27 protein-coding genes are annotated in these 25,933 nt (G+C 30.9%); 5 read left to right on the top strand and 22 right to left on the bottom strand.

The window, feature by feature from the left end:
• Positions 1-2: 2 nt before the first annotated feature.
• From CX675_RS05935 to recR, 3 genes are all read right to left on the bottom strand, one after another.
• A complete protein-coding gene (locus CX675_RS05935; protein WP_130734295.1) occupies positions 3-2,459 on the bottom strand; it encodes an exopolysaccharide transport family protein in 2,457 nt (818 codons plus the stop codon).
• A 7-nt stretch (positions 2,460-2,466) separates the two neighbouring features.
• Positions 2,467-3,267 (bottom strand): polysaccharide biosynthesis/export family protein, encoded by an 801-nt coding sequence (locus tag CX675_RS05930; RefSeq protein ID WP_130734294.1) that lies wholly within the window; start codon positions 3,265-3,267, stop codon positions 2,467-2,469.
• A gap of 66 nt (positions 3,268-3,333) precedes the next feature.
• Positions 3,334-3,954, bottom strand: a complete 621-nt coding sequence (gene recR, locus CX675_RS05925; RefSeq protein WP_130734293.1) for a recombination mediator RecR — start codon at positions 3,952-3,954, stop codon at positions 3,334-3,336.
• Between the two features lie 74 nt (positions 3,955-4,028).
• On the opposite strand from recR, the gene CX675_RS05920 reads away from it, so the two are divergent.
• Positions 4,029-5,549, top strand: coding sequence for a sodium:solute symporter (locus tag CX675_RS05920; RefSeq protein WP_130734292.1), 1,521 nt, complete (start codon positions 4,029-4,031; stop codon positions 5,547-5,549).
• Here the strand turns inward: CX675_RS05920 and CX675_RS05915 are convergent.
• Positions 5,520-5,876 carry a CoA-binding protein gene (locus CX675_RS05915; RefSeq protein WP_130734291.1) on the bottom strand — a complete coding sequence of 119 codons (357 nt, stop codon included), beginning with the start codon at positions 5,874-5,876 and terminating at the stop codon, positions 5,520-5,522. The genes CX675_RS05920 and CX675_RS05915 overlap by 30 nt on opposite strands.
• Before the next feature lie 184 nt (positions 5,877-6,060).
• Between CX675_RS05915 and CX675_RS05910 the strand changes: the two genes are divergently transcribed.
• The gene (locus CX675_RS05910) at positions 6,061-6,684 is read left to right on the top strand and encodes a MarC family protein (protein ID WP_130734290.1); all 624 of its coding nucleotides are present in this window, start codon (positions 6,061-6,063) and stop codon (positions 6,682-6,684) included.
• A 47-nt stretch (positions 6,685-6,731) separates the two neighbouring features.
• Positions 6,732-8,159 carry an SDR family oxidoreductase gene (locus tag CX675_RS05905; RefSeq protein WP_130734289.1) on the top strand — a complete coding sequence of 476 codons (1,428 nt, stop codon included), beginning with the start codon at positions 6,732-6,734 and terminating at the stop codon, positions 8,157-8,159.
• A gap of 3 nt (positions 8,160-8,162) precedes the next feature.
• On the opposite strand, the gene CX675_RS05900 is transcribed toward CX675_RS05905, so the two are convergent.
• From CX675_RS05900 to CX675_RS05870, 7 genes are all read right to left on the bottom strand, one after another.
• Positions 8,163-10,865, bottom strand: a complete 2,703-nt coding sequence (locus CX675_RS05900) for a carboxypeptidase-like regulatory domain-containing protein (protein WP_130734288.1) — start codon at positions 10,863-10,865, stop codon at positions 8,163-8,165.
• 155 nt (positions 10,866-11,020) lie between these two features.
• Positions 11,021-11,764, bottom strand: a complete 744-nt coding sequence (locus CX675_RS05895) for a GLPGLI family protein (protein WP_130734287.1) — start codon at positions 11,762-11,764, stop codon at positions 11,021-11,023.
• Between the two features lie 38 nt (positions 11,765-11,802).
• Positions 11,803-12,060, bottom strand: coding sequence for a hypothetical protein (locus CX675_RS05890; protein ID WP_130734286.1), 258 nt, complete (start codon positions 12,058-12,060; stop codon positions 11,803-11,805).
• Positions 12,061-12,194: 134 nt separating this feature from the next.
• On the bottom strand, positions 12,195-12,437 hold the full coding sequence (locus tag CX675_RS05885) for a carboxypeptidase-like regulatory domain-containing protein (protein ID WP_130734285.1): 243 nt from the start codon (positions 12,435-12,437) through the stop codon (positions 12,195-12,197).
• The gene (locus tag CX675_RS05880) at positions 12,438-13,121 is read right to left on the bottom strand and encodes a GLPGLI family protein (RefSeq protein WP_130734284.1); all 684 of its coding nucleotides are present in this window, start codon (positions 13,119-13,121) and stop codon (positions 12,438-12,440) included.
• Positions 13,122-13,158: 37 nt separating this feature from the next.
• Positions 13,159-13,398, bottom strand: coding sequence for a hypothetical protein (locus CX675_RS05875; RefSeq protein ID WP_130734283.1), 240 nt, complete (start codon positions 13,396-13,398; stop codon positions 13,159-13,161).
• A 17-nt stretch (positions 13,399-13,415) separates the two neighbouring features.
• Complete coding sequence (locus CX675_RS05870; RefSeq protein ID WP_130734282.1) at positions 13,416-13,655, bottom strand: hypothetical protein; 240 nt, start codon at positions 13,653-13,655, stop codon at positions 13,416-13,418.
• Positions 13,656-14,042: 387 nt separating this feature from the next.
• Here CX675_RS05870 and CX675_RS05865 point away from each other — a divergent pair, with 387 nt between their 5' ends.
• Positions 14,043-14,486, top strand: coding sequence for a hypothetical protein (locus tag CX675_RS05865; RefSeq protein WP_130734281.1), 444 nt, complete (start codon positions 14,043-14,045; stop codon positions 14,484-14,486).
• Positions 14,487-14,497: 11 nt separating this feature from the next.
• The gene (locus CX675_RS05860; RefSeq protein WP_130734280.1) at positions 14,498-16,147 is read left to right on the top strand and encodes a S8 family peptidase; all 1,650 of its coding nucleotides are present in this window, start codon (positions 14,498-14,500) and stop codon (positions 16,145-16,147) included.
• A gap of 76 nt (positions 16,148-16,223) precedes the next feature.
• Here CX675_RS05860 and CX675_RS05855 read toward each other — a convergent pair whose 3' ends face one another.
• The 11 genes from CX675_RS05855 to CX675_RS05805 all read right to left on the bottom strand — a co-directional run bounded on the left by CX675_RS05855 (position 16,224) and on the right by CX675_RS05805 (position 25,912).
• Positions 16,224-16,913, bottom strand: a complete 690-nt coding sequence (locus CX675_RS05855; protein WP_130734279.1) for a hypothetical protein — start codon at positions 16,911-16,913, stop codon at positions 16,224-16,226.
• Between the two features lie 282 nt (positions 16,914-17,195).
• Positions 17,196-17,420, bottom strand: a complete 225-nt coding sequence (locus CX675_RS05850) for a hypothetical protein (protein WP_130734278.1) — start codon at positions 17,418-17,420, stop codon at positions 17,196-17,198.
• Positions 17,421-17,688: 268 nt separating this feature from the next.
• Positions 17,689-18,696: a hypothetical protein gene (locus CX675_RS05845; RefSeq protein WP_130734277.1), complete on the bottom strand. Its 1,008-nt coding sequence runs from the start codon at positions 18,694-18,696 to the stop codon at positions 17,689-17,691.
• A 288-nt stretch (positions 18,697-18,984) separates the two neighbouring features.
• On the bottom strand, positions 18,985-19,641 hold the full coding sequence (locus tag CX675_RS05840) for a TIR domain-containing protein (RefSeq protein ID WP_130734276.1): 657 nt from the start codon (positions 19,639-19,641) through the stop codon (positions 18,985-18,987).
• A 1,201-nt stretch (positions 19,642-20,842) separates the two neighbouring features.
• The gene (locus CX675_RS05835) at positions 20,843-22,087 is read right to left on the bottom strand and encodes a sulfate adenylyltransferase subunit 1 (protein ID WP_130734275.1); all 1,245 of its coding nucleotides are present in this window, start codon (positions 22,085-22,087) and stop codon (positions 20,843-20,845) included.
• 114 nt (positions 22,088-22,201) lie between these two features.
• Positions 22,202-23,095, bottom strand: a complete 894-nt coding sequence (gene cysD / locus CX675_RS05830; protein WP_130734274.1) for a sulfate adenylyltransferase subunit CysD — start codon at positions 23,093-23,095, stop codon at positions 22,202-22,204.
• Between the two features lie 16 nt (positions 23,096-23,111).
• A complete protein-coding gene (locus tag CX675_RS05825; RefSeq protein ID WP_130734273.1) occupies positions 23,112-23,837 on the bottom strand; it encodes a phosphoadenylyl-sulfate reductase in 726 nt (241 codons plus the stop codon).
• Positions 23,825-24,058, bottom strand: coding sequence for a DUF2061 domain-containing protein (locus CX675_RS05820; protein ID WP_130734272.1), 234 nt, complete (start codon positions 24,056-24,058; stop codon positions 23,825-23,827). The genes CX675_RS05825 and CX675_RS05820 overlap by 13 nt, the downstream gene beginning before the upstream one ends.
• A gap of 75 nt (positions 24,059-24,133) precedes the next feature.
• A complete protein-coding gene (locus CX675_RS05815; protein WP_130734271.1) occupies positions 24,134-24,547 on the bottom strand; it encodes an Rrf2 family transcriptional regulator in 414 nt (137 codons plus the stop codon).
• Positions 24,548-25,486 carry a citrulline utilization hydrolase CtlX gene (gene ctlX, locus CX675_RS05810; protein ID WP_130734270.1) on the bottom strand — a complete coding sequence of 313 codons (939 nt, stop codon included), beginning with the start codon at positions 25,484-25,486 and terminating at the stop codon, positions 24,548-24,550.
• Positions 25,487-25,543: 57 nt separating this feature from the next.
• The gene (locus tag CX675_RS05805) at positions 25,544-25,912 is read right to left on the bottom strand and encodes a four helix bundle protein (RefSeq protein ID WP_130734269.1); all 369 of its coding nucleotides are present in this window, start codon (positions 25,910-25,912) and stop codon (positions 25,544-25,546) included.
• Between the last annotated feature and the right edge of the window lie 21 nt (positions 25,913-25,933).

Below are 25,933 nucleotides of genomic sequence, written 5' to 3'. Positions count from 1 at the left end.
TTTTAATTATTCTTTTTTCTTTTTAATAGTCTTCTCCATCCTTTTACTTCTGTCACTTCATCATGATATCCTTCACCATAAACCCCATAACCATAACCATAACCATAGCCATAACCATAACCGTATTTAGCCTTATTCTGAAATCCGTTAAATAAAATACTAATATTATGCAATTCTCCTCTTTTATGCTTCTCATTTACCACAGAAAGCATTCCTTTTTTGGTAAATCCTTGTCTAGTTACATAAAGAGTCGCATCGCAATAATGAGCTAATTCTAAAGCATCAGAGACTAATCCAACAGGTGGTGTGTCTAAAATAATGTAATCGTATTGCTGTTTTAGTTCTTCTATCATTTCTTTCATGCTTTCTCCCATTAATAATTCAGCAGGATTAGGTGGTATTGGACCAGAAGACAAAATATCTAAAAAAGGAATATGTGTTTTCTGAATCACTTCAGCTAACGGTTTTTGTCCAATTAAATAATTCACAACACCTACCATATTATCCAAATTGAAATCACCATAAATTCGTGGTTTTCTTAAATCGAGTCCTACAATTATGGTTTTCTTTTCACTTAAAGCAAAAACTGTTGCTAAATTGATAGAGCAAAATGTTTTTCCTTCTCCACTTACTGAGGAAGTTAACATTAATATTTTAGCTCCGTCTTCTTTTTGCTTCTTATACAAAAACTGTAAAGAAGAACGAATGGCTCTGAAAGATTCTGCAAGTGGTGATTTTGGTTTATCAAAAACGGAAAGATTTGTTTCTGTATTTTTTTTACCAATAACACCTATAACAGGAATTTTGGTCAATTTCTGAATATCATCAACTGCATTGATGTTATTGTCTAACAATACAATCACAAAAATAATTAAGAGTGGAATAAGTAACCCTAGAATAAAAGCCAAAATGTAATTAATACTTGTTTTTGGTCCTCTTAATCCTCCGCCTACATCTTTAGCTGGATCAATGAAGTCGATATCCGAAATATTTGCCGCTTTTACTATTTCTGCTTCACTTCTTTTTTCTAAAAATGTACTGTAAATATTATCTTTTAAATTATACTTACGGGATATTTTCAAATGCTCTTGTTGTTGTTCAGGCAATCTACTTACTTCAGATTCGGCTTGTGAAATGTTCTTATTTACAATATTTAAATCAATCATTAAAGCACTTTTAGAACTCGAGATATTTTCTAATAATACTTTTTTAATAGCTTCCATTTCTACATCAAATTCAGAAAACATTTTTCCGCTCTTTACCGCATAATTTAATTCGGCTCTTTGTTTGGAAAGTTCAATTAATCGAGAAACATTATTTACAATGTTAGGATCTTCTATATTGGCTACAGTAGGTGCTGGCAAATTTGAAAAATCGATACTCTTATCTAAATACGATTTTAAATTATCTAAATACCTTATTTTTCTAACTGTTTCATCTTTTTGCACATCATACTCCGAAATTTTTTGAGTAAGCAATTCACCTCCTGCTTCTAACTCAAACACATTCTTTCCTTTTCTGAAATCTTTCAATTCGTTCTCCGCTTCTTTAATTTGATCTTCCATAACATGAAGCGTACTGTCTATAAAATTAATTGTATTTGTTGCGAAAAGATTCTTACTATTTAGCTGGTTTTTTCTCAATAAATCAACGGTAGTATTTAAGTATTCTACTAATCTATTTTTATTAGAACCTGTTAATTGCAAGCTTATTACAGATTGTGCTCTACTATCTGCTGCTACGTCAATACTTTTATATCTAGCAACTGTAGTATTAAAATCTTCAAATTTTAAATAAAACTCTTTATTTAAATAATCATTTGCACTAGAATGTAAATGTAATTTCAAATGCAGAAAAGGAAGATCAACTTCTTCATCTATTTTAAAACGCTTTGTAAAAAGAGTTTCTTCTGCACCTAAGGTACTTCTAGAATTGTCTACATAATGTATTAATGTACGCGAAGCAAACTCATTAAAATCAACACTCAATTCATATTGTGTAGCACTTATAAATTTTATTTTGATAGGTACAAAAGCGAGTTGTCCTTTGTTTTTATCTATTTTTACATAAAAGGGTATATTACCGTAAGCATCTTGGTAAAAATATTTTCCTTTGGTTTGATATTGAATATAATATTCTAATTTATCAACAACTATTTCATTATGTGATCTAGATTTTAAAGTAGTTATTACAGTTTGCACTTTATCCGAAACACCTCCCCAATTGAATACCAAACTTGTGTTTGAAGTAAAGAATGGATTGTTTTCATCTTTAACCACAATAAGCGATTCCATTCCATATACTTTTTCTTTTCTAATATTCACATTATATGCAATTAAAAAAGCAATGATTAAAGAAAGTACAAACCACTTCCAATAACTAAAAATTTTAAGTACAAAACCCTTAAAATCGAAATTAGATTGGGATTCAAAAAAAGTAAAATCTTTTGTGTCTAACATCTTTTAGTTACAAATTTCTAGTTAATAAAATTGCTGTAGTTATTAGAGACAATGCTGAAATAACAGTAGTAATTGTCTGAACACCAGTTGTTCCTGTTCCCCAAGATTTTTGTTTTAGAGGTTTTATATAAATATAATCATTGGGTTGTAAATAAAAATAAGGAGACTCAATCGCAGTATCTTTCGTTAAATCTATAGTGTGCGTTTCATACCCTTGAGGATATTTTCGAATGATTTGCACATTTTTTCTGTTCCCTGTAATGGTAATATCACCAGAATTAGCAATAGCTTCCATAATCGTAGCTTTATCCTGATACAATACATTTGTTCCTGGGCTATTAATTTCTCCATTTATAGTATATCGAAGACCAGCTAGTTTTACTGTTACATATAACCTTGCTTCGTAATTGAAATATTCATCTAACAATTTTTTCTCAATGGTTTGTCTTATTTCATCCAAAGTATAACCTAATACATTTACCTCTCCTAAAACTGGAATTCTTATATTTCCATGATCATCTACACTGTAACCAGAAAAATACAAACTTTGTTGTGATATTTGATTCGGGTTTTGATTTTGAGTAGTAGAAGGATTAAACATATCAACCAATTTTTGATCCAATGCTTTAATGGAAACCGTTAGAATATCATTGGTTTGCACTCTATAAGGTTTAGAAACAACCTCATTAATCTGATATTCTTTATTATTTTTTTCAGTTTCCTGTAAATACACTAAATCTTTGTTTGGTATACAAGAAACAAAGCTTAAGGTGATAATAATTATAACAATAAAATTTTTAATTTTCATTTTATCTCTTTAAATGACAAATATAGTTTTTAAGAATTAATCTATAACGATAAAATTTAGATTAAATTAAAGTTGTCTTATCGATTGTTCAAAAGGAATTCTGTGCATTAAACTTCTACCAAGTGTAACTTCATCAGTATATTCTAATTCATCTCCTATACCAATTCCTCTGGCAATAGTAGAAGTAACTATATTAAATTCTTTTAATTGTTTAAAAATATAAAAATTAGTAGTGTCTCCTTCCATGGTAGAACTTAATGCAAAAATAATTTCATTAACTGTATTTGTTTTCACTTTATCTAGTAATGACTTAATGTTTAATTGAGTAGGACCTATCCCTTCAATAGGATTAATTTTCCCTCCTAAAACATGATAAATTCCTTTGTAAAGCCCCGTAGCCTCTATAGCCATCACATCTCTTACATCCTCCACTACACAAATAATTGTCTTATCTCTTTTAGCATTAGAACAAATCGAACAAATTGAAGTATCAGAGATAGTATGACACTCTTCACAATACTGTATCTCATTTCTCAAAGCATCTAACGCCTGAGTTAATGTACTCGTTTGTTCCAAAGGTTGTCTTAAAAGATGCAATGCTAATCGTAGCGCTGTTCTCTTTCCAATACCCGGTAACTGAGCAATTTCATTAACTGCGTTTTCTAATAATTTTGAAGGCAATTCCATGGTGCAAAAATACAAAAGTAAGTCGTTACATTAATTTATTTATTCTATTATCTTTGTTTTACAATTTTAAGTTTATGAAACCAATTACAATTATAACTATAATTCTATCTTATTTCTTCTTATTAGTTCTTTTCTCCTTTTTTGTAGGTAGAAAAGAAGAGAAAAACAACGATTCTTTTTTCAAAGGAAACAAACAATCTCCTTGGTATCTTGTAGCATTTGGAATGATTGGTGCTTCTCTTTCTGGGGTTACTTTTATTTCTGTACCTGGCTGGATAGAGAGTTCGCAATTTAGTTATATGCAGGTTGTTTTAGGTTATATTGTAGGTTATTTTGTGATTGCTACGGTATTACTCCCTTTATATTATAAATTAAATCTCACCTCAATTTATACTTATCTAGAAGGTCGTTTTGGAAATTATTCCTATAAAACTGGTGCTTCCTTATTTTTATTGTCCCGAATTGTGGGTGCAAGTTTTCGCTTGTTTTTAGTGGCCAACGTATTACAAATCATCTTATTCGACGAATTAGGGATTGCTTTTTGGCAAACGGTGACTATTACTGTATTACTAATTTGGCTATACACATTCAAGTCTGGTATAAAAACCATTGTTTGGACAGACACTTTACAAACGCTTTTTATGCTTATTGCATTAGGGGTAACCATTTATTTTGTAAGTGATTCATTAGGTTTAAACAGTACTTCAATTGCAGGCTTTATTTCAGAAAGCAGTCTTTCCAAAACATTTTTCTTTGAGGATGTTTTATCTAAAAATTATTTTTGGAAACAGTTTCTTTCTGGTGCATTTATAGCAATTGTGATGACTGGATTAGACCAAGACATGATGCAAAAAAACCTAACTTGCAGAACATTAAAAGATGCTCAGAAAAATATGTTTTGGTTTACCATCGTACTTACCATAGTCAATTTTATATTTTTATGTTTAGGTCTTTTACTGACTGTTTATGCCCAAAAAAATGGTATCGATGCACATAAAGATGATTTATTTCCCGTTTTAGCTAAAAATTATTTAGGTTCTGGTATCTTTATTTTCTTTATCTTAGGATTAATTGCAGCCGCATACAGTAGTGCCGATAGTGCTCTTACCTCTTTAACCACCTCATTTAGCATAGACATCTTAAATATTGAAAAAAAACACAACACAGTAGAACAAGTAAAAATTAGAAAAAGAATCCATGTTTTGATATCACTTCTTCTAATATTTGTCATTATTGCCTTCAAATACCTTATTAAAGATGCTAGTGTTATATCTAAACTATTCACTTTTGCTGGTTATACGTATGGTCCATTATTAGGAATGTATGCCTTTGGTCTTTTTACCAAAATGAAAGTTAAAGACAAACTCGTTCCTATAATAGCAATAGCCTCACCTGTCTTAACCTATATAATCAGTATTATTGGTATCATTTACAGCTATTTTACAATTGATTTTTCTACTTGTGAAACAACAAAATGGGAATGTGCAACTACTTATGCGTCCGCTAATTATTACCAGTTTGGTTTTGAATTGTTATTAATTAACGGATTGCTTACTTTTTTAGGTTTAGTATTGATTCGTAGCAAGCAAAACTAAAGTACAAGCTACTTCATATTGAATATTGTTTTCTTCTAAAAGGGTGTAAAATTCTGGATTTTCAGTTCCTGGATTAAAAATAACCCGTCTAGGTTGCAAGGAAATTACATAATCATAATATTCTCGTTGTACTTTAGGATTAATATATAAAGTAACAGTATCTATTCCTTTAAAAGGGATTTTTTCAGTTTCAATAGTTATGTCTAACGCCATGCCCTTTGAAGCACCAATAGCTACAACTTGATGACTCTTTCCTACCAAATTATGTATCGCTTTATAAGCATAACGCTCTTTATTTGTAGTAGCGCCAATAACTAAAGTTTTCATAGTAAATTATGTATTTGTCTGTTTTATTTTAGCAAGTATTCTCTAGAAATAAAAGTAAGAAATTCCCACTTTTTATTATTATTATTTTAGATAAAATTAGTAAAATAAAATTTTAATTTTAACTTTGAGATAACTTTATTTTAAAACGTGGTTTCTAAAACAAACGTTTCTTTGCAAAAAAACTATGGAACTATTTATTTATGTCTTTGCAGCCCTATTTTCAGTATTAAATCCTTTAGGAGCTGTACCTGTATTTGTAGGTCTTACTCAAGATGATACCAAACAAGAACGCTCCAGAATTTCACTTTGGGCTGCCATTAATGTCGCTATCATTTTAATTATTTCCTATTTTATCGGAAAATACATGCTACAGTTTTTTGGTATTAGCATTAATGCCTTACGAATTGCTGGCGGCTTATTAATTGTTAATTCTGGCTTTAGCTTACTTTCTGGAAATGTAAGTAAAAGAAGAGGTGTTAATAAAAGAGTAACAAACGATGCTATGCATAGAAATGACATTGCTTTAACTCCATTAGCCATGCCTATGCTTGCTGGACCTGGTTCTATGTCTTTGCTTATTGCCATGTATCAGGAACAACCAGAAATATTACAAAAAGTAATTACTTGCCTAGCTATTCTTTGTGTTTCAGTAACCATCTTTTTAATTTTAAGAAGTGCGCATTATCTATCTAGAATATTAGGTGCTTCGGGTTTAGTTGCCATTTCTCGAATTATTGGCTTTATCGTAATCGCTATTGGAATTCAATACATTAGCAGCTCTATAGTTAATATTTTTCAAACTATTTAACTTCTGTTGAATGATTTTTCTTAGTAATTTTAAAGAAAAATCAAGTTATGAGAATTCTGCTTACTGGAGCAAATGGTTATGTTGGGAGAAGATTATTACCAGAATTAATAGCCCAAGGACATGAAATAGTCTGTTGTGTAAGAGATAAAAACAGATTGGGTTTCTCTTTACATGATGCTACAAATATCTCAGTTTGGGAAGTCGATTTTTTAACAAAACCTACTTTCGAAAACATTCCAAAAAATATTGACGCTGCTTACTATCTTATTCATTCTATGAGTTCTTCAACTACTGCTTTTGATGCCATGGAATCTAAGACCGCTACACATTTTAACGAATATATGTTGCAGATACAACCCAAGCATGTAATTTATTTGAGCGGAATTGTGAATCATTCACAATTATCAAAACACCTAAAATCCCGCAAAAATGTAGAAACTATTCTATACCAAGGCAATTCTCCTGTAACCGTTTTACGAGCAGGAATAATTGTAGGCTCAGGAAGTTCATCATTTGAAATTATTCGAGATTTATGTGAAAAACTACCTCTTATGATTACTCCAAAATGGGTACTTACAAAAACGCAGCCTATTGCCATTCGGAATGTAATTCAATATTTAATTGGTGTATTATTTCAAGAGAAATGTTATAATCAATCTTATGATATTGCTGGTCCAGATATTTTATCTTATAAAGAAATGCTTCAACAATATGCCAAAGCCAGAGGTTTTAAAAATTGGATTTTAACTGTCCCAGTCATAACGCCTAAACTTTCATCCTATTGGCTTTATTTTGTAACCTCAACTTCTTATAAATTAGCTATGAATTTAGTAGATAGTATGAAGATTGAAGTCATTGCAAGAAAAAACAATTTGCAAGAATTACTACAAATTACACCTATTACTTATGAAGAAGCAATTTCACTAGCTTTTTTAAAAATTGAGCAAAATTTAGTCATTTCTAGCTGGAAAGACAGTTTAATAAGTGGTCGATTTTGTAGAAACCTATCCGAATTAATTCAGGTACCTACCTATGGTTGTTTAACCGACCATCAAACGATGCCTATACAAAACATAGAAAAAACACTAGATAACATTTGGTCAATTGGAGGCAATAGAGGTTGGTATTACGGAAATTGGATGTGGAAAGTACGTGGTTTTTTAGACAAAATGGTTGGTGGTGTAGGATTACGTAGAGGACGCACACATCCAACTCATCTTGATAATGGTGATGTGCTCGATTTTTGGAGAGTGGTATTAGCTGATCGAAATAAAAAACGTTTACTTCTATTTGCTGAAATGCGTTTACCAGGAGAAGCTTGGTTAGAATTCCGAATAGACGAACAAAACAACCTACACCAAATTGCCACTTTTAGACCTAAAGGATGGTTTGGAAGATTATACTGGTACACATTAATTCCTTTTCATTATTTTATTTTTGGAGGTATGATAAGAAATGTCACCAAAACAGAATAGCGATTACAACTTATAACTGATTGAAAGCATAAGTATTCTTGGCAAAGTAAAAGTGGTTGAATTGGAAATTAAAAAATCAGAAAAAGAATTATTAATTATCGTTCCATTATTGAAATAATTTTGAGCGGAAAGTTCAAATCGAAAAGGATTGTTTTTCTTTTGGTAACTTAAATAAGCATTTCCAATTCTATAATTTGTTTTTTGACCCAAACTATTTTCATTAAACGTTACTTCATAATCGGTTTTAAAAGTAAAGGATTTTAAGAAGTCGATATCCAAACTGAAAGAGAAAACGTCATTTGTAAATTGGGACGAAGTTAAACCACTAAACTGACTAAAACTTTTGTTGTAACCTATACTTACAATAGGCCACTTTTTGGTAGCGGTACTTATCTTTACACCTACAGCTTGATTGTTCCTATTATTGGTAGTCGTTTGATTATTTAATGTTTGGATATAACTAAACCAACTTAGGCTAGAATTGAACTGTAATCTAAAACGGTAAATTTTTTTACTAATAGTACCATAAGCTTTCCAATTGGTTTCTGGATTGTCTGTAATAATAGGTGTGGTAAACTGATTGATTCCGTCCAATTCTACTTTATTTCTAATGGTTCTTATCTTTTTATTGAAATTAATGTTTGCAAAAAGCATTAAACCGCGATACATACTTGTTTTTTTATAACGCAAACTAGCCGTATGAAAACGCTCATTACTCAATAAAGCATTCCCTCTAAAAACGGTATTATAGCTTTGCAACGTATAGCGTTCTAATAGTTGGGTTGCATCTGGAAAATCATTTGACAATTGATACTTAAACGTCAGTGCCTCCGATTGGTTAAACTCATACTCACTATCCCATTGTGGCTCCAAATACGTTTTGTTTACAGTATAGGTAGCGGCAATTTGATTGGTTTGTAAATGATACTTATGGGCATAGATTCCTGGTTTATTAATCCATTTTCCTATTTTGAATTTGTATTCCAAGCCTATATAAAAATCATTCAATACATAATCCAAATCATTTCCAAAACCACCATTGGCAAAATCGTTAACCGTACCGTCTGATAGAAACTGCTTTTCAGTTATTTTTAATTTAGTTGTTCCAAAATTATTACCTACATTGGTATACAAATGATTGTAATTATTTACAATCCAATAATGTTTCAATAAAGCATCAACACTATTGTTTTTTACTTTTTTAATTTGCTGAATATGATAAAAACTATCATTTTCCAAAGGAATCAATCCTGCTAAAAATTCGGTATCGGTTAGCCAAGTATTCGTAGGAATGTTGTTTTCATAACTTTGATTTACTACAAAAGTCGTCGTATGCTTGGTATTTTTATACTGTTTGTGCCATTCTAAAAATTGCTTGATTTGATTATTATCTGCTTCGTTTATAGTTTCAAAAACACTTTGTTGCCCGTCTCTAAGAGAGTTCAACATAGAAGTAGCATCGTTAGCACTCAATTGCAATTGGGCATTGTAAAACCATTTGGATTGGTCACTTGGACTGTAATCGAGCTTTACATTTGCAATTCCTAACACCGTTTTGTTTTCTTTTTGGGTCGTTCTATTTTCAAAAGTAAAAGCGTTATTTTGCAAATACTCATTATTACTTTCCGTTAAAGAAGCACTAAATAGTTTTGAAAAAATGGCAAAACCTTCAACTGCTAGTTTTGAATTTATATCGTGTTGAAAATTTAAAGCTCCAAATTGCGATTTGTTTTCGATAACATCGGTATTATCTGTTGTAAAAGCATACAAATTGGTCAATTGTTTTCTATCATTTAAAAAACTGCTCACACCTCCTTGAAAACGCATCAGGTCCTGAAAGGAAAAAGTTCTTTTTCCTATGTTATTCGCGTCTCCAATAAAACTGACATTGGTTTTCGGACTGTAATAAAACAAAGCTGCGTGCAACAAATGAAATCCATTATCGTTTGCCAACTCAGCACCTGCTTCCACATCTCCAAACACAAACTTCTTTTTTTCTTCTTTGAGCTTTACATTCATAGCCAGTTCATCGCTATCCGACACTTGTTTTAGAAAACCCACTTTATTAAAATGGTCAATCACTTCTATTTTATCTAAGGCATCGGCTGGAATATTTTCTACGGCCAATTTGGAACCGCCACCAAAAAAGGATTTGCCTTCCACCATCATTTGAGTCACTTTTTTACCTTGTACCGTAACCGTTCCCTCTTTGTCGACTTCTACACCTGGCATCTTTTCTAGCACTTCTTTCATTTTTCGCTCATTTCCATTGGCAAAAGAAGCCACATTGTAAATTAAGGTATCTTTTTTTACAACTATAGGTTGGTACTCATAGTCGATTACAATTTCCTTTAATTGTTGTCCGCTTTCTTGCAATACAAAATGATGTTCTTTAAGGTCTGTATTGGCTTCTACTTTTAATACAACTTCCTTATACCCTAAATAGGAAACTTTAATTTCATAAGGCACTTCTTTTTCTAATTCTAACTTATACCTCCCTAAATGATCTGCAATAGCAAATTTTAAGCCTTTATTTTCTAGTAAAGGTTTGGCAATTACATTGGCATTGGCCAATGGATTATTTAAAGAATCTTTAACAGTTCCTATAAGTGTTTGGGAGAAAGAAAAATTTAAAAAAAAGAATGTAAAATAGCATATCAGCTTTGTCGTAGCATTAAAAAGTAGGCATTGTTTTGATAATTTCATTAAATTCTTCTTGAGTTACAATTTTTCCTTTAGTTAGTTTTTCAATTACTATTTCATTGGTGCTTAAGTCTATTTTTTAACTTATTAAAATAATTTTTGGTTTCGATTTCTTTGAAACTAAAACCAATGTCTATTTTTATTAAATTAAATAAATATTAATAACCAAAACTCTTTTCATTTTTTTTATTTTCTAAAAAATCTTCTTTCTTTTTATCAACTAGATTATCAAACTCAACCTTAGACATTATTTTTTTTACTTGAGGAAACTGAATTTGTATGTTTTCTTTAGAAATTTTCTCTACCACCATAGTGGTTTTATCATCACTAATTTGAACTATTAATCCTGGTAAAGCATAAAACCCTTTTGGTCCGTATGGAATTGAAAGCGAGGGGCAAAACCAAGCTTCTATTGCTACTTGTTTTATTTCATTTTTAATTTTAAAAGATCTAGTTGTTGTAGCTTTGTAACAAGTTAAGGAGTCAATTTGTTTGGTTTCCTCTGTAACAATCCATTCCATAACTTCATTATTTTCTATATAAAACTCTTCATTTAAAAAACTCTTCTTTATAAAGTTAGTTTTATTTTGAAGATCAAAATAGTATTCTTCACTACTATTAGTAAACGTTCTTGCTAATCTTAAAGCTCTTTGATTATGGAAAATAATATCATTAGTTTTAAAAGAGACCTTATCACTATTTACAAGAAGTTCAAATCTCAAACTTAAAATTGCCTCATCTAAATCTTGATATAAATATTTAAGCTTACTTTGAGTAACCATTTCAGTTTTTTCAACAGGTCCATTATTAGGATAAGACTTATATATCACTTTATAAGTTTCTTGACTAAATGAAAAATTTGAAATAACCGTTAAAAAAAATATGTATATAAATCTATTCATAAAGAAAAAAAGTTATTGCCTCATAAAGAGGCAATTTATTAACAAACAAATGGTGGATTACAAGATTCTCCACTACTCATACAATCATCAAAATAAGCATTTGCATTATCCATAGCTTCCTCTTCTCCAAATGCATCAACTAACTCATCATATACATCGCTAGCAATCTTTGCACAATCCCAATAGTCTTTGATTGTCTTTTCTTCTTCAATTTGGCTTTTAACTAAATTCTCATTTGCCATTCCAGCAAATGAAAATGCTATTAGAGCAACAGCACTAAACATGAATTTTTTCATTGTTTTTAATTTTAATGATTAATAAATTTACTTGTTTATGTTGTACAAACATATCGTAATAATGCCTAAAGTCAATTTTTATTGTCCGAATTTGTAAGTTTTTTCTAATTTTAACATTAATAGTTTAAAACATATTACTTATACCCTAAATAGGAAACTTTAATTTCATAAGGCACTTCTTTTTCTAATTCTAACTTATACCTCCCTAAATGATCTGCAATAGCAAATTTTAAGCCTTTATTTTCTAGTAAAGGTTTGGCAATTACATTGGCATTAGCTAAAGGATTATTCAAACTATCCTTTACAACCCCTGTTATTGTTTGAGAGAAAGAAAACGAAACACTTAAAATAAATACCCAGAATAAAATTCGTTTCATTTAACGTTGTGGCAAATTAGATTTTAAAGCATCAAAATATTTTTTCTCTTCCACTTCTTGTAGCTTATCCAATGTTTTAATTTTCACATCCCCTTTTTTCAATACGAGCGATTTTAATACAAAATGATTGGCTGGCATTTCTATAAGTTCTACAATTAATCCTGGCAAACCATTATATTCATTAGGTCCATAACTAAAAGGAATTTCAGGGCAAAACCATGCTATAATTTCATGATTAAAGCTCCCTCTTTGATTGGTCACTTTTTTAATTTTAGTCGCTTTATAGCAGGTAAAATTCTGGATTTTTTTTGTTTCACTGGTAATATTCCATGCTAAAGTATCTTTTTGCTTTTCATAGTAAACTGGAGCATTAATTACAAAAAACCGAGATTGATTTTTACGAAACAAATAGTCTCCTTTACTGATTATTTTTGAAGCTGCTTTTTCAAAACTAGTATCATCTAAAACAACCTTATCTGAAACCGAAAAATAAGACACACTATCATTAAAGACAAGTTCAAATTCTAAGTTCTTAGAAGCCTCACTAAGTTGGTTCATAAAAGCCGACTCCCTTTTTGGATTTTGAACTTTAAAAAGAACATTATATTTTGCTACATTATTTTGGGAAATAACAGTAGCTATAGCAAATAGTATAAATAGTAATATAAATTTATTTTTCATCATATTTTATTTAACAGGGGACATAGCCCCTGTTTTCATTTTAATCAACTCCTTGACCAGAATCTCTTATTAGGTTTCGATTCATTAACCAGCAATACGCATAAGCCGCATTTCCTGCTGCTGCAATTTGTTGATCATCTAAACCAGCTTCTGCCGCCCAATCCATCGCATCAAACATCATATCATCACAATGACCTACCGCCACTTGTTGTGATGTTAAGGGTGTAGCAAAAGAAGACAACGAAATTAAAAAGAGCATACTTAAAACTATTTTTTTCATAATCATAACCTATTAAATTAAAAAGAAGGGTTTAATTCCGAATTTTGTCTTAACCAACAATTCGCATACGTCCAGTTTCCAATATAACTTACCGTTTGATCATCAAAGCCTTCTTCCAATGCCCATTCCATAGCATCAAACATAGCTTCTTCACAACTCGGATCAAAAGGCATTCTTTTGTGTACTTCCTTTTCCGTTGCAAAAGAAATAACAGTAAACAGAACTAGTGTTAACACACTAAAAACATTTTTTTTCATACTTTTGTTATTTAATTAAATTAATATCAGTCATGCCTTTGTTCGTCAAAACATTTTGTAAGGTATGACTGTTTTTTTTCTAAAACACAACCCATAAATACAGGGTTATTCTTACTAATTACAAGAATTGAATTACACTTCTTTTCGTGGCCACTAGTACTTATACAAGCGTATTTCATTTTTTCTTATCCCAAAACTAACAGCGTTTTTTTAAACTCACAAACGAACCTACTCGAGATTCCCGAATTTCGAGTAGTATTTCAAGAATTTCGAACTTTTTCTGATACATTCCTTTTTTTATAGCGTTAGTTTTTAATAGTTTTGTTCACCCCAAACAGCATATTATTCCTTTATTTCTATTTCTATACTCAAAAACATTTTGTATACATGAAATTTTTTTTTGCATTAAAAAATCTGCTGTTATTATTTTTGCCTTTTTTTGCCTTTTGTCAGCAAAATCTTGACAGTTTATCCTATAAAGAATTAAGAATAGCTTTTTTTAAAGATTATAGTAAAGACAATAATCAAATTAAATATGCCAAATATTATTTTGAAAAAGCTAAAAAAGAACAAAATGATTTAGAGAAAGGAAGATCATATTATTTATTAGCTTATAGTGTGTATTACAATGATTTGAATTTATCTCTATCTTATTTTGAAAAATATGAAATAGCAAAATTAAAAAAAGGTAAAATATACGGTGGTACCGGCACAACCAATGGTGATCCTGATACAACGACTGACACGAGTCGCAAATGTTCAACTAAACCTGGATGTCCTGTAGATCCTAATCCTGACCCAATTGATCCAATTGACCCAGATACATTTTAAACAAATATTAAATGAGATTAGTACTATTTTTAATTATTGTTCTGATTAGTTGTAAACCTTTACATCAAAATAACCATAAAACCTCGCAAAATTGGCATTTAGACGATAATTCTAATGCTTCTTCCCTAGAAAAATGGTACCGTGAAAACCCAAAACAACCCAACAACCAAATCATTGTTGCTACTTTAGATACTCAAATCGATTTAGACCACGAAGATTTAAAAAACAACATCTGGGTAAATAAAAAAGAAATACCTAATAATGGTATCGACGACGATCAAAATGGTTATATAGACGATATAAACGGATGGAATTTTTTAGGAACTAAAAGCGGCAATTATATCGTTTGGGCCAACTTTGGTTATACTCGATTTGTTCGAAAATGGCAATCGACATTTGAGGGAAAGAAAAAAGAAGAGATAGAAAAAAAAGACATCTATAATTTTTGGTTGTATGACTGGGCTGTTAGGTTATTGAAACACAATATTGATATATACCAATACAAACAAAAATCACTTGAGTATGATATTTCAATTTATCAAAAAGCAAAAGATACGTTGAAACACTATTTCCCCAAGGAAGATTATGATTATGACAAACTAGCGCATTTGTACAATGAAATTAAAGGTGATGACAAAAGAACCTACGAAGACATGCTAACCAATGAAGATGACGATTTCTTAGCTTTGGTGTATAGTTCTTATCGCAATCATGCTTACGATATGACAAATTTAGAGATGCTTCTAGACGAAAAAATACAAGCCGATTCTATCCTTTCTAAAAATTTAAATATAGATTATAATGAAAGAATATACATTGGTGACCGCCCAGACACCCTAGAAACAGGCTACGGTCATCATAATGTTAATCTAAAAATAGACGGTATTCGAAGCATTAACACACATAATACTGAAGTTTCTAGTGTTCTTGCTGCCAATCGTACTAATAAATTAGGTACCAAAGGCTTTTCGAATAACATAAAAATAATGCCTCTAACCCTTTCTGCTTCTGGTGACGAGCATGATAAAGATATTGCGATGGCAATTTATTACGCAGTCGATAATGGTGCCAAAGTAATCAACATGTCTTTTGGAAAAGAATTTTCCTTACATAAAAACTGGGTGTTTGAAGCTATGCAATATGCCGAAAAGAAAAATGTACTATTAGTTCATTGTTCAGGAAACAAAAGCAAAAACATTGACAAATACTATTATTACCCTAATGATATTGCTTATGACAAAACACCAGAAGTAGTAACCAATTTCATAAACGTAGGTTCTATCTCAAAACGAACCGATAGCACCATGGTATCTTCCTTTTCAAACTATGGCAAAAACAACGTCGATATTTTTGCACCAGGCGAAGACATATATGTTGCGATTCCTGACAATCAATACAAATACGACTCTGGCACATCATTAGCTGCGCCTATGATTTCTGGCACAGCTGCTTTAATCTGGTTATATTATCCCAATTTAACCGTGCAAGAAGTAAAACAAATTATTTTAGAATCGGGTGTATCCATAGACAAGCAAGTTGTGAAACCAGGCACAGAAAACGAATTAGTTCTCTTTTCTGAATTATGTACGTCAGGAAAAATCTTAAACACTTATAACGCCATGAAAATGGCAGAAGAAATAAGTAAAAAGAAAAGGAAATAAAGCTCAGCAAATAAATCTAAAAATACAGTTACCAAACCTCACAAAAAAAGGGCTTGTAAAAGCCCTTTCTATTTAATTAATCTACCACTTCTGGTTCACTCATAGTATTCTTTTTCACCCTACGCATTCTCGAAGTAATTTTCGTTACCGTATACTCATCGCGCTTACTCAAACCATCATACATAATCTTGCCCGCCTTTGCAATCACACTAATATAAGCATACAACGCATCATATTCCTGCTTGTTGTCTTTATACAACTGCTTCTTAACATTCATCACCACGTTTTGTAACTCATTTTTCGCTTTCAAATCCTCTTTTAAAGTGGTTAATTCATCCGGAAAAGCAGCACTCATTCCTTTCGATTCCAGCAACGTCTTTTTACTCAACACATACTGAATCACAGCATCTAGTTTTAAAACAGCCCCTTCAATATTCTTAACAGCCAAATCCTTTTTAACTGCACTAATAATCGCAGGGTCTAAATTGGCACGCTCAAAATAAAAAGACAGAAAATTCAACTCCTTGTTCGCCACTTCCGAAGTGGTATACAAACTAACCGTAACGCCTTTTTGCTCTTCTGTAAGTACCAGTGTTTGCTCTAAACCCGCTACTTTTGCCAACTGTACTTCAAAATCCTGCAAATAAGCCGTGGTAAATTCGCTAAAACGCGTAGCCAGTTCCTCTCTATCACGCACAAAACTAGCTTTTAAAAAAGCACCCGCAGGCACATACTCTTCCATTTTAAGATAAAATCCTTTACTCATGTTTTTAATTATTTGTTGTTTAAACTATAAATAGAATAACAACAACAATTAAGCCAAAACATCTGGTTTTTCTTATCAAAAATCATAAATATTTCATAATTTTTTAAAGAAAAAATGTAATACTAAAAAATACGACACTAACAATAATCTTTAAATGGGTTTTGGTATGCACAAACCTACCCAAACACAAAACCGATGAGCAACAAACTACTCTTCCAATACAAAAAGGCTTGTGAATATAATTATATTCACAAGCCTTCTTTATTATTTATGTATTAGATATTAATACGGATGCTTTACCCATCGTCCATTTTCACAAATATAAATACAAGTGGGCTGTTGAGTAGAAGAATCTGGCGGTTGTACCGCACAACCTTCAAGAAGCGCACTAGTATTATTATAAATACAATGTTGAACTTGAAAAATAGGATCACCACCTACTATATTTATTTGTCTATTTTTATCTAGGATTTTTACTCCCGATAACTCAGAAATTTTTTTTAACATGATATTTTGTTTTTTATTAATATTCTCAAAATAGTAAAGCCTGTTGAGATTCAGACTGCTCCTGTACAGGGATTTTTTATATTTCTAAAAATAATAAAATTAAATCAATATCACGCCTTACTTCTTGAGGTTTAACAAAATAGGCAGTTTTAATACCTTATATGTTAAGGGAGTTGATGTTGTTGTTCTTTTTTAAGTGTCACATTGTTGAGTTTACAAAAGAGGGGGCATCTTGCTAGTACTAGCTGGAAAAATTACTAAATAATTTTTATCCGATTTTTTTTATAAATTTTTTAAATCGCTCTTTAAAATTATCTTCAAATAGGTTTATATCGAAAACCCTTCTTTCATTTTCGTTTTTAGTAGAAAAAATTGTTGCTTTAAAAAAATCACTATCCAAACCTTCTAATTTTTTTTTATAAAAATTATGCGAACAAACCCATGTCTCACAATTCAAAATTATTAGATTCGATAGTTTTCTATAGACTCTTTTCAATTTTTCTCTCATAAAACTATTTACAAAAGGTTTTGCAACTTTTATATCGTCTTTATGATAACCCATAATAAGAATAGATTTATCTTGATATGGAAAAAAAGAAACAAATATTTCTACAAGCCTCTCTTTATCAATACCAAATATTTTAATATGGTTTATAATTTCTTCTGATGTATCATATGTAAATATAGAGTTTAAGCAAATTTCTTGCTTTGGAAATTCTCTCCATTCAAAAATGAATGATTCAGTTTTATTGTTTAAATCATCCCATAAGCTATCTCCAAAGAATTTTAAATCTTGTAAAGCAATATCACCTTGCTCTATAACTTTATTAATTAATAAAATGTCAGAAATAGTTTTAGGATGATTTAAAACACACTGATGTTGTTTTTTAACAACTAATTTTAACCATTTTTCATTACATAAAGTTCTAAGTGCAAAAAGGGAACATGCTTCATAATCTTCAAAATCAATTTCCCCTTGAGTTTCAATTTTTTGGAAAAGACCTGAATCATGCTCGTTACAGAAACCTAAGAAAGTATATATTTCATTGATACCAGTTTTTTTAAATGTAATATATTCCTTTTTAAAATGATCTACGTTAAATTCCCACAAATGTCTATCCTCACTTATTGAAGAAAGAATACCATTTTTCTGCATAATATGTGATTTGATTGACGTTTTATTACACCCAGGAAATAAGCATGTATTAGTTGTTAATCTAGCTTTTTTAGCACAGTCACTAAATATTTTTGATAATTCTGGATGATCAGTTCTCATAAAATAATTGATAATTTGTTACATACACATTTTATATCCATTGATAACATAGATTGTCTCTTAGCTACGGAAAGTTTCTCAACTTTTAAGCAAAGAAAAAACTTAATCTTACTATTAAAATATAATCTCTTTAAAATAATTTATTTCACTAAAAATCAGGTGACTTTGCGGAGTGGGCTATTCAAAGTTTGAAGTATTGGACTTTGCGAAGCGGTTTTAGTATATTTATTAAATATCTAAAAGTTCAATAACAATATCTGACTTCTTTATTCATAACTTTCTTAAAATTTATATAAGTTTAGAAATATCATCTAAGTCTTTCTTTATTAAATCCGAATGTTCTTTTTTCATAAAACTACCAAATTGTCCAGAGATAATTTCTAACTCAATTCTTCTTGAACGAGCTATCAACTCAATAAGTTTTTTAACCTTATCATTTGTTAGCTCAAAATCTTGTGTTGCAGTTGAAAGTTTATTTAGTTCTGCATTAACTCTTACACCTTGTCGTTTAATTTCGTTTCCAATTTGTGTACAACAAGCTCCTAAAGAAGCTTGTAAGTTTCCATCTGAATGTTCTTGGAAGGTTGAAGCTGTTATCCCAGCAAGATCTGATGGTATCTTTATAGGCTTTGTTCTATCATAGACTATGTAAGTTCGATTTCTTCCAAGACCACCTACAAAAAGTCCTAATTCAAACAACACATTATCTCTTGGAGATGGTTTAGTCTCGTCTCTAGATATAATCATGTCATCAGGTGTCAAAAATAATATTGCAAAATCAAACTTATCAATAGCTAAAACTAGAGATTCCAATGTTCCTTGACTTAATCCAAAAATTCCTTGACTCCAAATAGTAACTTCACATTGATGATCGAGGAGTAACTGCATTGTATTAGCATACTTTAGCCCTTCTGTAGAAGATCCTATAAATACTTTCGGTCTCATATTATTGATATTTAAAATAAGTGAATATTAATAATAACCAACTTATAAGCAAACAAATTATCTCTAAAATAATTCTTCTTTTAAAGATAAAACTTCATATATAAATAGTTATCCCCTCAAATATAACTTTTTCAACACCTACCCACAATACGTATTTATACGTATTTTTCGTACTTTTTTATACGTATTTATACGTACAAAAAAGCATTTTTAGTAAGAAATAGATAAAAAGTAAAAAAGGAAGAGTTAACCACAATACTCCACTAGATAATCCTTCTATAAAATTGGTTAACTGCCTAATTTAGCTATAAAACCTACCTACTCAGGTTGTATTTTGTAGTACTCAGGTTGTATTTTATACTACTCAGATTGCGTTTTTACTACTCAGATTGTACTTTGTACTACTCAGGTTGTATTTTATACTACTCAGATTGTGTTTTTAGTACTCAGGTTGTATTTTGTACTACTCAGATTGCGTTTTTACTACTCAGATTGTATTTTATACTACTCAGGTTGTAATTTGTACTACTCAGGTTCTATTTTATACTACTCAGATTGTAATTTGTACTACTCAGATTGCATTTTTAGTACTCAGGTTGTACTTTGTACTACTCAGATTGCATTTTTACTACTCAGGTTGTATTTTGTACTACTCAGATTGCGTTTTTACTACTCAGGTTGTATTTTATAGTACTCAGATAATGAAGTGGAAGACTTAAGTGGTCTTTTTTAATAAGAGAGAGCAGAATAATGTGCCTATTTTGAAAAAGCAGGAGGAAAAAACACAGTACAATCCTTCTAAACACCTGTACCCGTCAGTTCGAGTGATTTTCAACCGAACCCTTCTGGCAGAAAATCGTATCGAGAACCAGAAAAATAGTAATGAAAAACGGTTCTCGATACATTCCGATTAGCATCGGAACACTCCAACTGACGTTTTTTATAACTGCATCCATACAAATTTTAGTAAAATAGAATTATAAAAACCTCCTATAAAGCACTTTACCTCTAAACTCTATTTTTCGTCAGTTCGAGTGATTTTCAACCGAACCCTTCGGGCAGAAAATCGTATCGAGAACCAGAAAAATAGCATTTAAAACAGCTTTCCGCTAGTGTAAATTGGGTCAACGCTATAAAACAAAAAAAATCCCTAAAGCAAAAAACTCTAGGGATTATCCACCAAATTATAAATTACACATAACTATTGTACAAAACCAACAGCAACCGTGTTATTCGTTTGTGCATCAATTAAAATAAAAGCCCCATTTGCTTTATTTACTGCAAAAGCATCTAAATACATTGGGTTGGCCAATTTTAATTTTACCAAAGCAATATCGTTTAATTTCAATTCGTGAGAAGCTACATGCTCTAACGGATTTTCAGGTTGTATTAAATAATCAATCTCTTGAATTTTACACACACCCATTCTTGAACCCGTTTGAATATGATACTTCGCTGATGTATTCGCTGCTTTTTCATCTAACCAAACCAAGCGTGCTTGTAATTCTTTCGCAAAAAGTGCTTCCTTATTTTCTTTTACGAAAAGCATCCCTCTACTAATATCAATATCATCTTTTAAACGCACTTGTATAGAATCTCCTGTATGTGCTTCGTCTAAAGTAGTGGCAAACTTTCTTACCTCAACTACTTCAGAAGATTTTCCAGATGGCAAAATCGTAAGTGTTTCTCCTACCTTAACACTTCCCGAACTAATTCTTCCCGCATAAGCTCTATAATCTACAAAGTTTTCATTTTGTACATGATATACTTGTTGTACATCCATACGGAAGGGTTTAGAATCTTCTTCTTTTTTACTAAAACTATGCAATACAGTCGATAACGTTTCTCCTTTGTACCAATCCATTTGTTTTGAAAAATGAACGACATTATCTCCTTTTAAGGAACTAATCGGAATAATCGCAATTTCCTGTTCTAAAGGTTCTAACTGCTTAATCATTTTATCAATATCAGCAGCAATGTTTAAATAAACGTCTTCGCTATAGTCTACCAAATCCATTTTGTTAATACAAAACACCACTGATTGCAAACGCAATAATCGGCTAATAAAATAATGCCGGTGCGTTTGTTCTAGTAATCCTTTTCGTGCATCAATTAAAATAATCGACAAATCCGAATTAGAAGCACCCGTAACCATGTTTCGAGTATATTCGATATGCCCTGGACTATCGGCAATAATAAATTTTCGAACTGCTGAAGAAAAATAGATATGTGCTACATCTATCGTTATGCCTTGTTCGCGTTCTGCAATTAACCCATCGGTAATCACCGAAAAATCTAAATCTTCTAATCCTTTTTCTTTTGTTTTTTTACGAACCAACTCTTCTTGTTCAATCGTTAGTGCGTTATTATCATAAAGGAAGCGCCCTATTAAGGTACTTTTTCCATCATCTACACTTCCTGCTGTATTTATTTTTAATAATTCCATTTGTTTTTATTCGATAGTTTGATTATTGGATGGTTCGATTGATAGATTATTGAGTAGGCCGAAGATTTTACGCTTCAAAAAATCAAATAATCTAACAATCTAATAATCCTTTCATTAAAAATAGCCTCCTTTTTTTCTTTGTTCCAAAGCAGCTTCAGAACGTTTATCATCTATTCTTGCACCTCTTTCAGACGATTTAGACGCTTTGTTTTCATACATAACCTCTTCAATACTCGCTGCATTAGACAATAAAGCAGCAGTACAAGTCATGTCGCCAACAGTTCTAAAACGAACAACATCGTTTACAATTTCATCGGTATCTACAAGATTCAAATACTCAGAATGCGCTAAGAAAGCTCCATCTCTCTTTACTAGCTTTCTTTCGTGAGCAAAATAAATAGAAGGTAATTCTAAATTTTCCTGTTTAATATAACTCCATACATCTTCTTCTGTCCAGTTACTAATTGGGAACGCTCTAACGTTTTCTCCAAAATTAATTTTACCGTTCAAAATAGTAAACATTTCCGGACGTTGTTTCTTCGCATCCCATTGTCCAAAATCGTCACGCACAGAGAAAATACGTTCTTTGGCTCTCGATTTTTCTTCGTCTCTTCGGGCTCCACCAATACAAGCATCAAAACCAAATTCTTCAATAGCATCTAAAAGCGTTACCGTTTGTAACGAATTTCTACTTGCATATTTACCCGTTTCTTCCTGAGCTTTATTCGAATTAATACTATCTTGAACATAACGAACTACTAATTCTACTCCTAGTTCTTTAATTAATTTATCTCTAAAAGTAATAGTCTCAGGGAAATTATGACCCGTATCGATATGCATAAATACAAATGGAATCTTAGCAGGATAAAACGCTTTTTGCGCTAATCTTGCTACAGTTATCGAATCTTTCCCTCCCGAAAATAAAAGCACAGGCTTTTGAAATTGAGCTGCTACTTCTCTTAAGATATAAATGCTCTCGTTTTCTAATTCTTCTAAATAATTTCGCATTATACTTACTTTTAAATTAATTATTGTTTTCTATATGGATATGTAATCCGCATTCTTTTTTCCCGTTTTCCCACCACCATCTTCCGGCTCTAAAATCTTCTCCTTCAACTAACACTCTGGTACATGGAGCACAACCTATACTTAAATATCCTTTTTTGTACAAACTATTTAAAGGAATATTATTTTGGTTAACCAATGTTTCTAATTCTCCTAATGTATAATGCAATAAAGGATTAAATTTTACCAATTGGTTATCCTCGTCCCATTCTAAAAATGCCATGCTCTCTCTATTCTGAGATTGTTCTGCTCTTAATCCTGTTACCCATACTGAAGCACCTTGTAAAGCAGTGCGTAAAGGAATTACTTTGCGAACAAAACAACATTTCTTTCTACTTTCTATACTATCATAAAACCCATTAATTCCATCGGTATCTATATAGTCCTGAACATCTTGCTGATTTGGTAAATAGGTTTTTATTTCTAATCCTTTATATTTAGTTTGTGTCTTTTGGAAAACCTCATAGGTTTCATTAAACATTCTTCCTGTGTCTAAAGTAAAAAATGAAACATCATTTTTAAAGGGATACAAAAAATGAGTCAGTACTTGATCTTCTATTCCAAAAGAAGTAGAAAACACTTTCTTTCCTTCAAAATTATCGTTTACAAATGCAATGCTTTCTTCTAAACTTAATTCCTGCAACATCGAATTAAATTCGGCTAACCTTTCTTTTATTTTGTCCATTTTGCCCAAGCTCTTTCGTGAAAAAAGTACAATATCATCTTTGAAAACACCTCAAATCCTCCAATAGAGAAGGCAACTTTAAAACTTCCCGTCATAAAATAAGACACTACCATAGTATCGATTGTTCCTACAATACGCCACGTAATTGCCTTATATGCAGAGACTTTAACCTCTTTTCCTAACTCAAAAGACTTCTTTGGTCTAATCAAATCAAATAACATAACTTTTTAATTTATTTCATTTTTCAAATATACTATTAGTCTATCGAATTACTAGGGTATTTTTGAAAAAAATTTTTAAAAATTTGCTAAATCATGTAAAGTCTTCTTTTCCAGAACATTAAGAGCGTTATCACGTACTTGAATCATCAATTTATTCAACGAACATGTTTCTTCGCTCGGACAATCGTCACATTTTTCATAAAAATTTAGACTTACACAAGGCAATAAAGCGATAGGTCCGTCTAAAAAACGAATAATAGTAGCCACAGAAATATCTTTAGGATTTTTCAATAAATAATACCCTCCTCCTTTTCCTTTTTTGGAACCTACTAAACCGATTTTTTTTAAATCTAAAAGAATTGCTTCTAAAAATTTTTTAGAAATATTCTCTTTCTCTGAAATTTCAGAAATAAGGACTGGCATTAAATCATCTTGCTTAGCAATATAAATTAATGCCTTAATTCCGTATTTTGTTTTTCTTGATAACATTTATTCTGCTTTTGGTAAAAATACTTCAGCCATCATACAACGTGCACTTCCACCACCACATGCCTCAATAATATCTAAACTTGCATGCACAATCTTACAATGTTTTTCTATTTTTTCAATTTGAGACAGTGTTAAACTTTCATAAGCGGCATTACTCATAATTAAGAAGCGTTCGTCATTTGTACCTCTTACTTGTAACATATTACCCGCAAAATTATTTACTTGTTCTTCTGTAATTAGAATTACTTCTTTTCCTGATTCTTTCAGTTTAGAAAGTACCATTTTTCTTTCTGCTTTATCATCAATACAGTCTGCGCAAATTACAGCAAAAGTTTCTGCCACACACATAATCACATTAGTATGATAAATATGTTTACGTGTTCCTTCAACCGTTTGATAGGCCTCAAAAATAACAGGGTCGTATTCAAAATCTTCACAAAATTCAATGAACAATTCTTCATCAGCTCTTGGAGACAAAGCACAATACGCAATTTGATTGGTTCTATCCAAAACAATACTTCCTGTCCCCTCTAGAAAATACCCATCTTCCTCAGCTTCGGTATAATCCATGATTTCATCAATCACAAAACCGTTATCTTCAATGATATCTAGGATATCTTCTCTTCGTTCTAATCTTCTGTTTTCTGCAAACATGGGATATAAAACCACATCACCTGTTTCATGGAAAGATACCCAATTGTTTGGAAAAATACTATCGGGTGTATCAGGATTTACGGTATCATCTACAACAATAACTTGTATTCCTACTGCTCGTAACTTTTCAACATACGCATCAAATTCAGCTTGCGCTTTGGCATTAACAGTTGCGGGTAATAAATCATCTAATACTTTTTGATAATAATTATTTACAGCGGTTTGTTCGTTCATTCGGAAAGCTACCGGACGAATCATTAGTATGGTATTTGTTGTTTGATTCATTGTTTTGTATCTTATTATTGTTGTAAATTGTATGTTGTAAGTTTTAGGTTGTAAGTTCTAAGTTTTCCAGTTTTCTTCAACATATTTTATAAAATTAAAAATTTTAGCACTTAATTCATTATATCTACGAATTAATTCTAAATCATCTGGTATTATTTCGGGATACAAATTATTAATCTTTTCAATATGAAAAACAGTTTCTAAACAGCTAGACCACGAGTAAGTTAAAAACTTGATAAAATCAGCTTTATATTTTTTCCTTCCATAACCCTCTACAATATTTGTAGTAACTGAATCCGAAGCCCTTCTTAATTGACTTCCTAATTCATACATCTCATATTTAGGTAATTTTAAAGAATATAAATGAGCAATATAAAACAATTCTAATCCTAAATTATATATACCTAAATCTTTATAACTTTTCATCCTCTACATTTAAATTTTACA

Origin of the sequence: Flavobacterium sp. J27 (assembly GCF_004303025.1) — a bacterium.
In the GTDB taxonomy this organism is placed as follows: Bacteria; Bacteroidota; Bacteroidia; order Flavobacteriales; family Flavobacteriaceae; genus Flavobacterium.
This window is presented reverse-complemented; position numbering and strand designations above follow the sequence as displayed.

Coding starts and splice junctions, on each gene's coding strand:
- CX675_RS05935 (WP_130734295.1), bottom strand. CDS start 2,459: ATGTTAGACACAAAAGATTTTACTTTTTTTGAATCCCAATCTAATTTC.
- CX675_RS05930 (WP_130734294.1), bottom strand. CDS start 3,267: ATGAAAATTAAAAATTTTATTGTTATAATTATTATCACCTTAAGCTTT.
- recR (WP_130734293.1), bottom strand. CDS start 3,954: ATGGAATTGCCTTCAAAATTATTAGAAAACGCAGTTAATGAAATTGCT.
- CX675_RS05920 (WP_130734292.1), top strand. CDS start 4,029: ATGAAACCAATTACAATTATAACTATAATTCTATCTTATTTCTTCTTA.
- CX675_RS05915 (WP_130734291.1), bottom strand. CDS start 5,876: ATGAAAACTTTAGTTATTGGCGCTACTACAAATAAAGAGCGTTATGCT.
- CX675_RS05910 (WP_130734290.1), top strand. CDS start 6,061: ATGGAACTATTTATTTATGTCTTTGCAGCCCTATTTTCAGTATTAAAT.
- CX675_RS05905 (WP_130734289.1), top strand. CDS start 6,732: ATGAGAATTCTGCTTACTGGAGCAAATGGTTATGTTGGGAGAAGATTA.
- CX675_RS05900 (WP_130734288.1), bottom strand. CDS start 10,865: ATGAAATTATCAAAACAATGCCTACTTTTTAATGCTACGACAAAGCTG.
- CX675_RS05895 (WP_130734287.1), bottom strand. CDS start 11,764: ATGAATAGATTTATATACATATTTTTTTTAACGGTTATTTCAAATTTT.
- CX675_RS05890 (WP_130734286.1), bottom strand. CDS start 12,060: ATGAAAAAATTCATGTTTAGTGCTGTTGCTCTAATAGCATTTTCATTT.
- CX675_RS05885 (WP_130734285.1), bottom strand. CDS start 12,437: ATGAAACGAATTTTATTCTGGGTATTTATTTTAAGTGTTTCGTTTTCT.
- CX675_RS05880 (WP_130734284.1), bottom strand. CDS start 13,121: ATGATGAAAAATAAATTTATATTACTATTTATACTATTTGCTATAGCT.
- CX675_RS05875 (WP_130734283.1), bottom strand. CDS start 13,398: ATGAAAAAAATAGTTTTAAGTATGCTCTTTTTAATTTCGTTGTCTTCT.
- CX675_RS05870 (WP_130734282.1), bottom strand. CDS start 13,655: ATGAAAAAAAATGTTTTTAGTGTGTTAACACTAGTTCTGTTTACTGTT.
- CX675_RS05865 (WP_130734281.1), top strand. CDS start 14,043: ATGAAATTTTTTTTTGCATTAAAAAATCTGCTGTTATTATTTTTGCCT.
- CX675_RS05860 (WP_130734280.1), top strand. CDS start 14,498: ATGAGATTAGTACTATTTTTAATTATTGTTCTGATTAGTTGTAAACCT.
- CX675_RS05855 (WP_130734279.1), bottom strand. CDS start 16,913: ATGAGTAAAGGATTTTATCTTAAAATGGAAGAGTATGTGCCTGCGGGT.
- CX675_RS05850 (WP_130734278.1), bottom strand. CDS start 17,420: ATGTTAAAAAAAATTTCTGAGTTATCGGGAGTAAAAATCCTAGATAAA.
- CX675_RS05845 (WP_130734277.1), bottom strand. CDS start 18,696: ATGAGAACTGATCATCCAGAATTATCAAAAATATTTAGTGACTGTGCT.
- CX675_RS05840 (WP_130734276.1), bottom strand. CDS start 19,641: ATGAGACCGAAAGTATTTATAGGATCTTCTACAGAAGGGCTAAAGTAT.
- CX675_RS05835 (WP_130734275.1), bottom strand. CDS start 22,087: ATGGAATTATTAAAAATAAATACAGCAGGAAGTGTAGATGATGGAAAA.
- cysD (WP_130734274.1), bottom strand. CDS start 23,095: ATGCGAAATTATTTAGAAGAATTAGAAAACGAGAGCATTTATATCTTA.
- CX675_RS05825 (WP_130734273.1), bottom strand. CDS start 23,837: ATGGACAAAATAAAAGAAAGGTTAGCCGAATTTAATTCGATGTTGCAG.
- CX675_RS05820 (WP_130734272.1), bottom strand. CDS start 24,058: ATGTTATTTGATTTGATTAGACCAAAGAAGTCTTTTGAGTTAGGAAAA.
- CX675_RS05815 (WP_130734271.1), bottom strand. CDS start 24,547: ATGTTATCAAGAAAAACAAAATACGGAATTAAGGCATTAATTTATATT.
- ctlX (WP_130734270.1), bottom strand. CDS start 25,486: ATGAATCAAACAACAAATACCATACTAATGATTCGTCCGGTAGCTTTC.
- CX675_RS05805 (WP_130734269.1), bottom strand. CDS start 25,912: ATGAAAAGTTATAAAGATTTAGGTATATATAATTTAGGATTAGAATTG.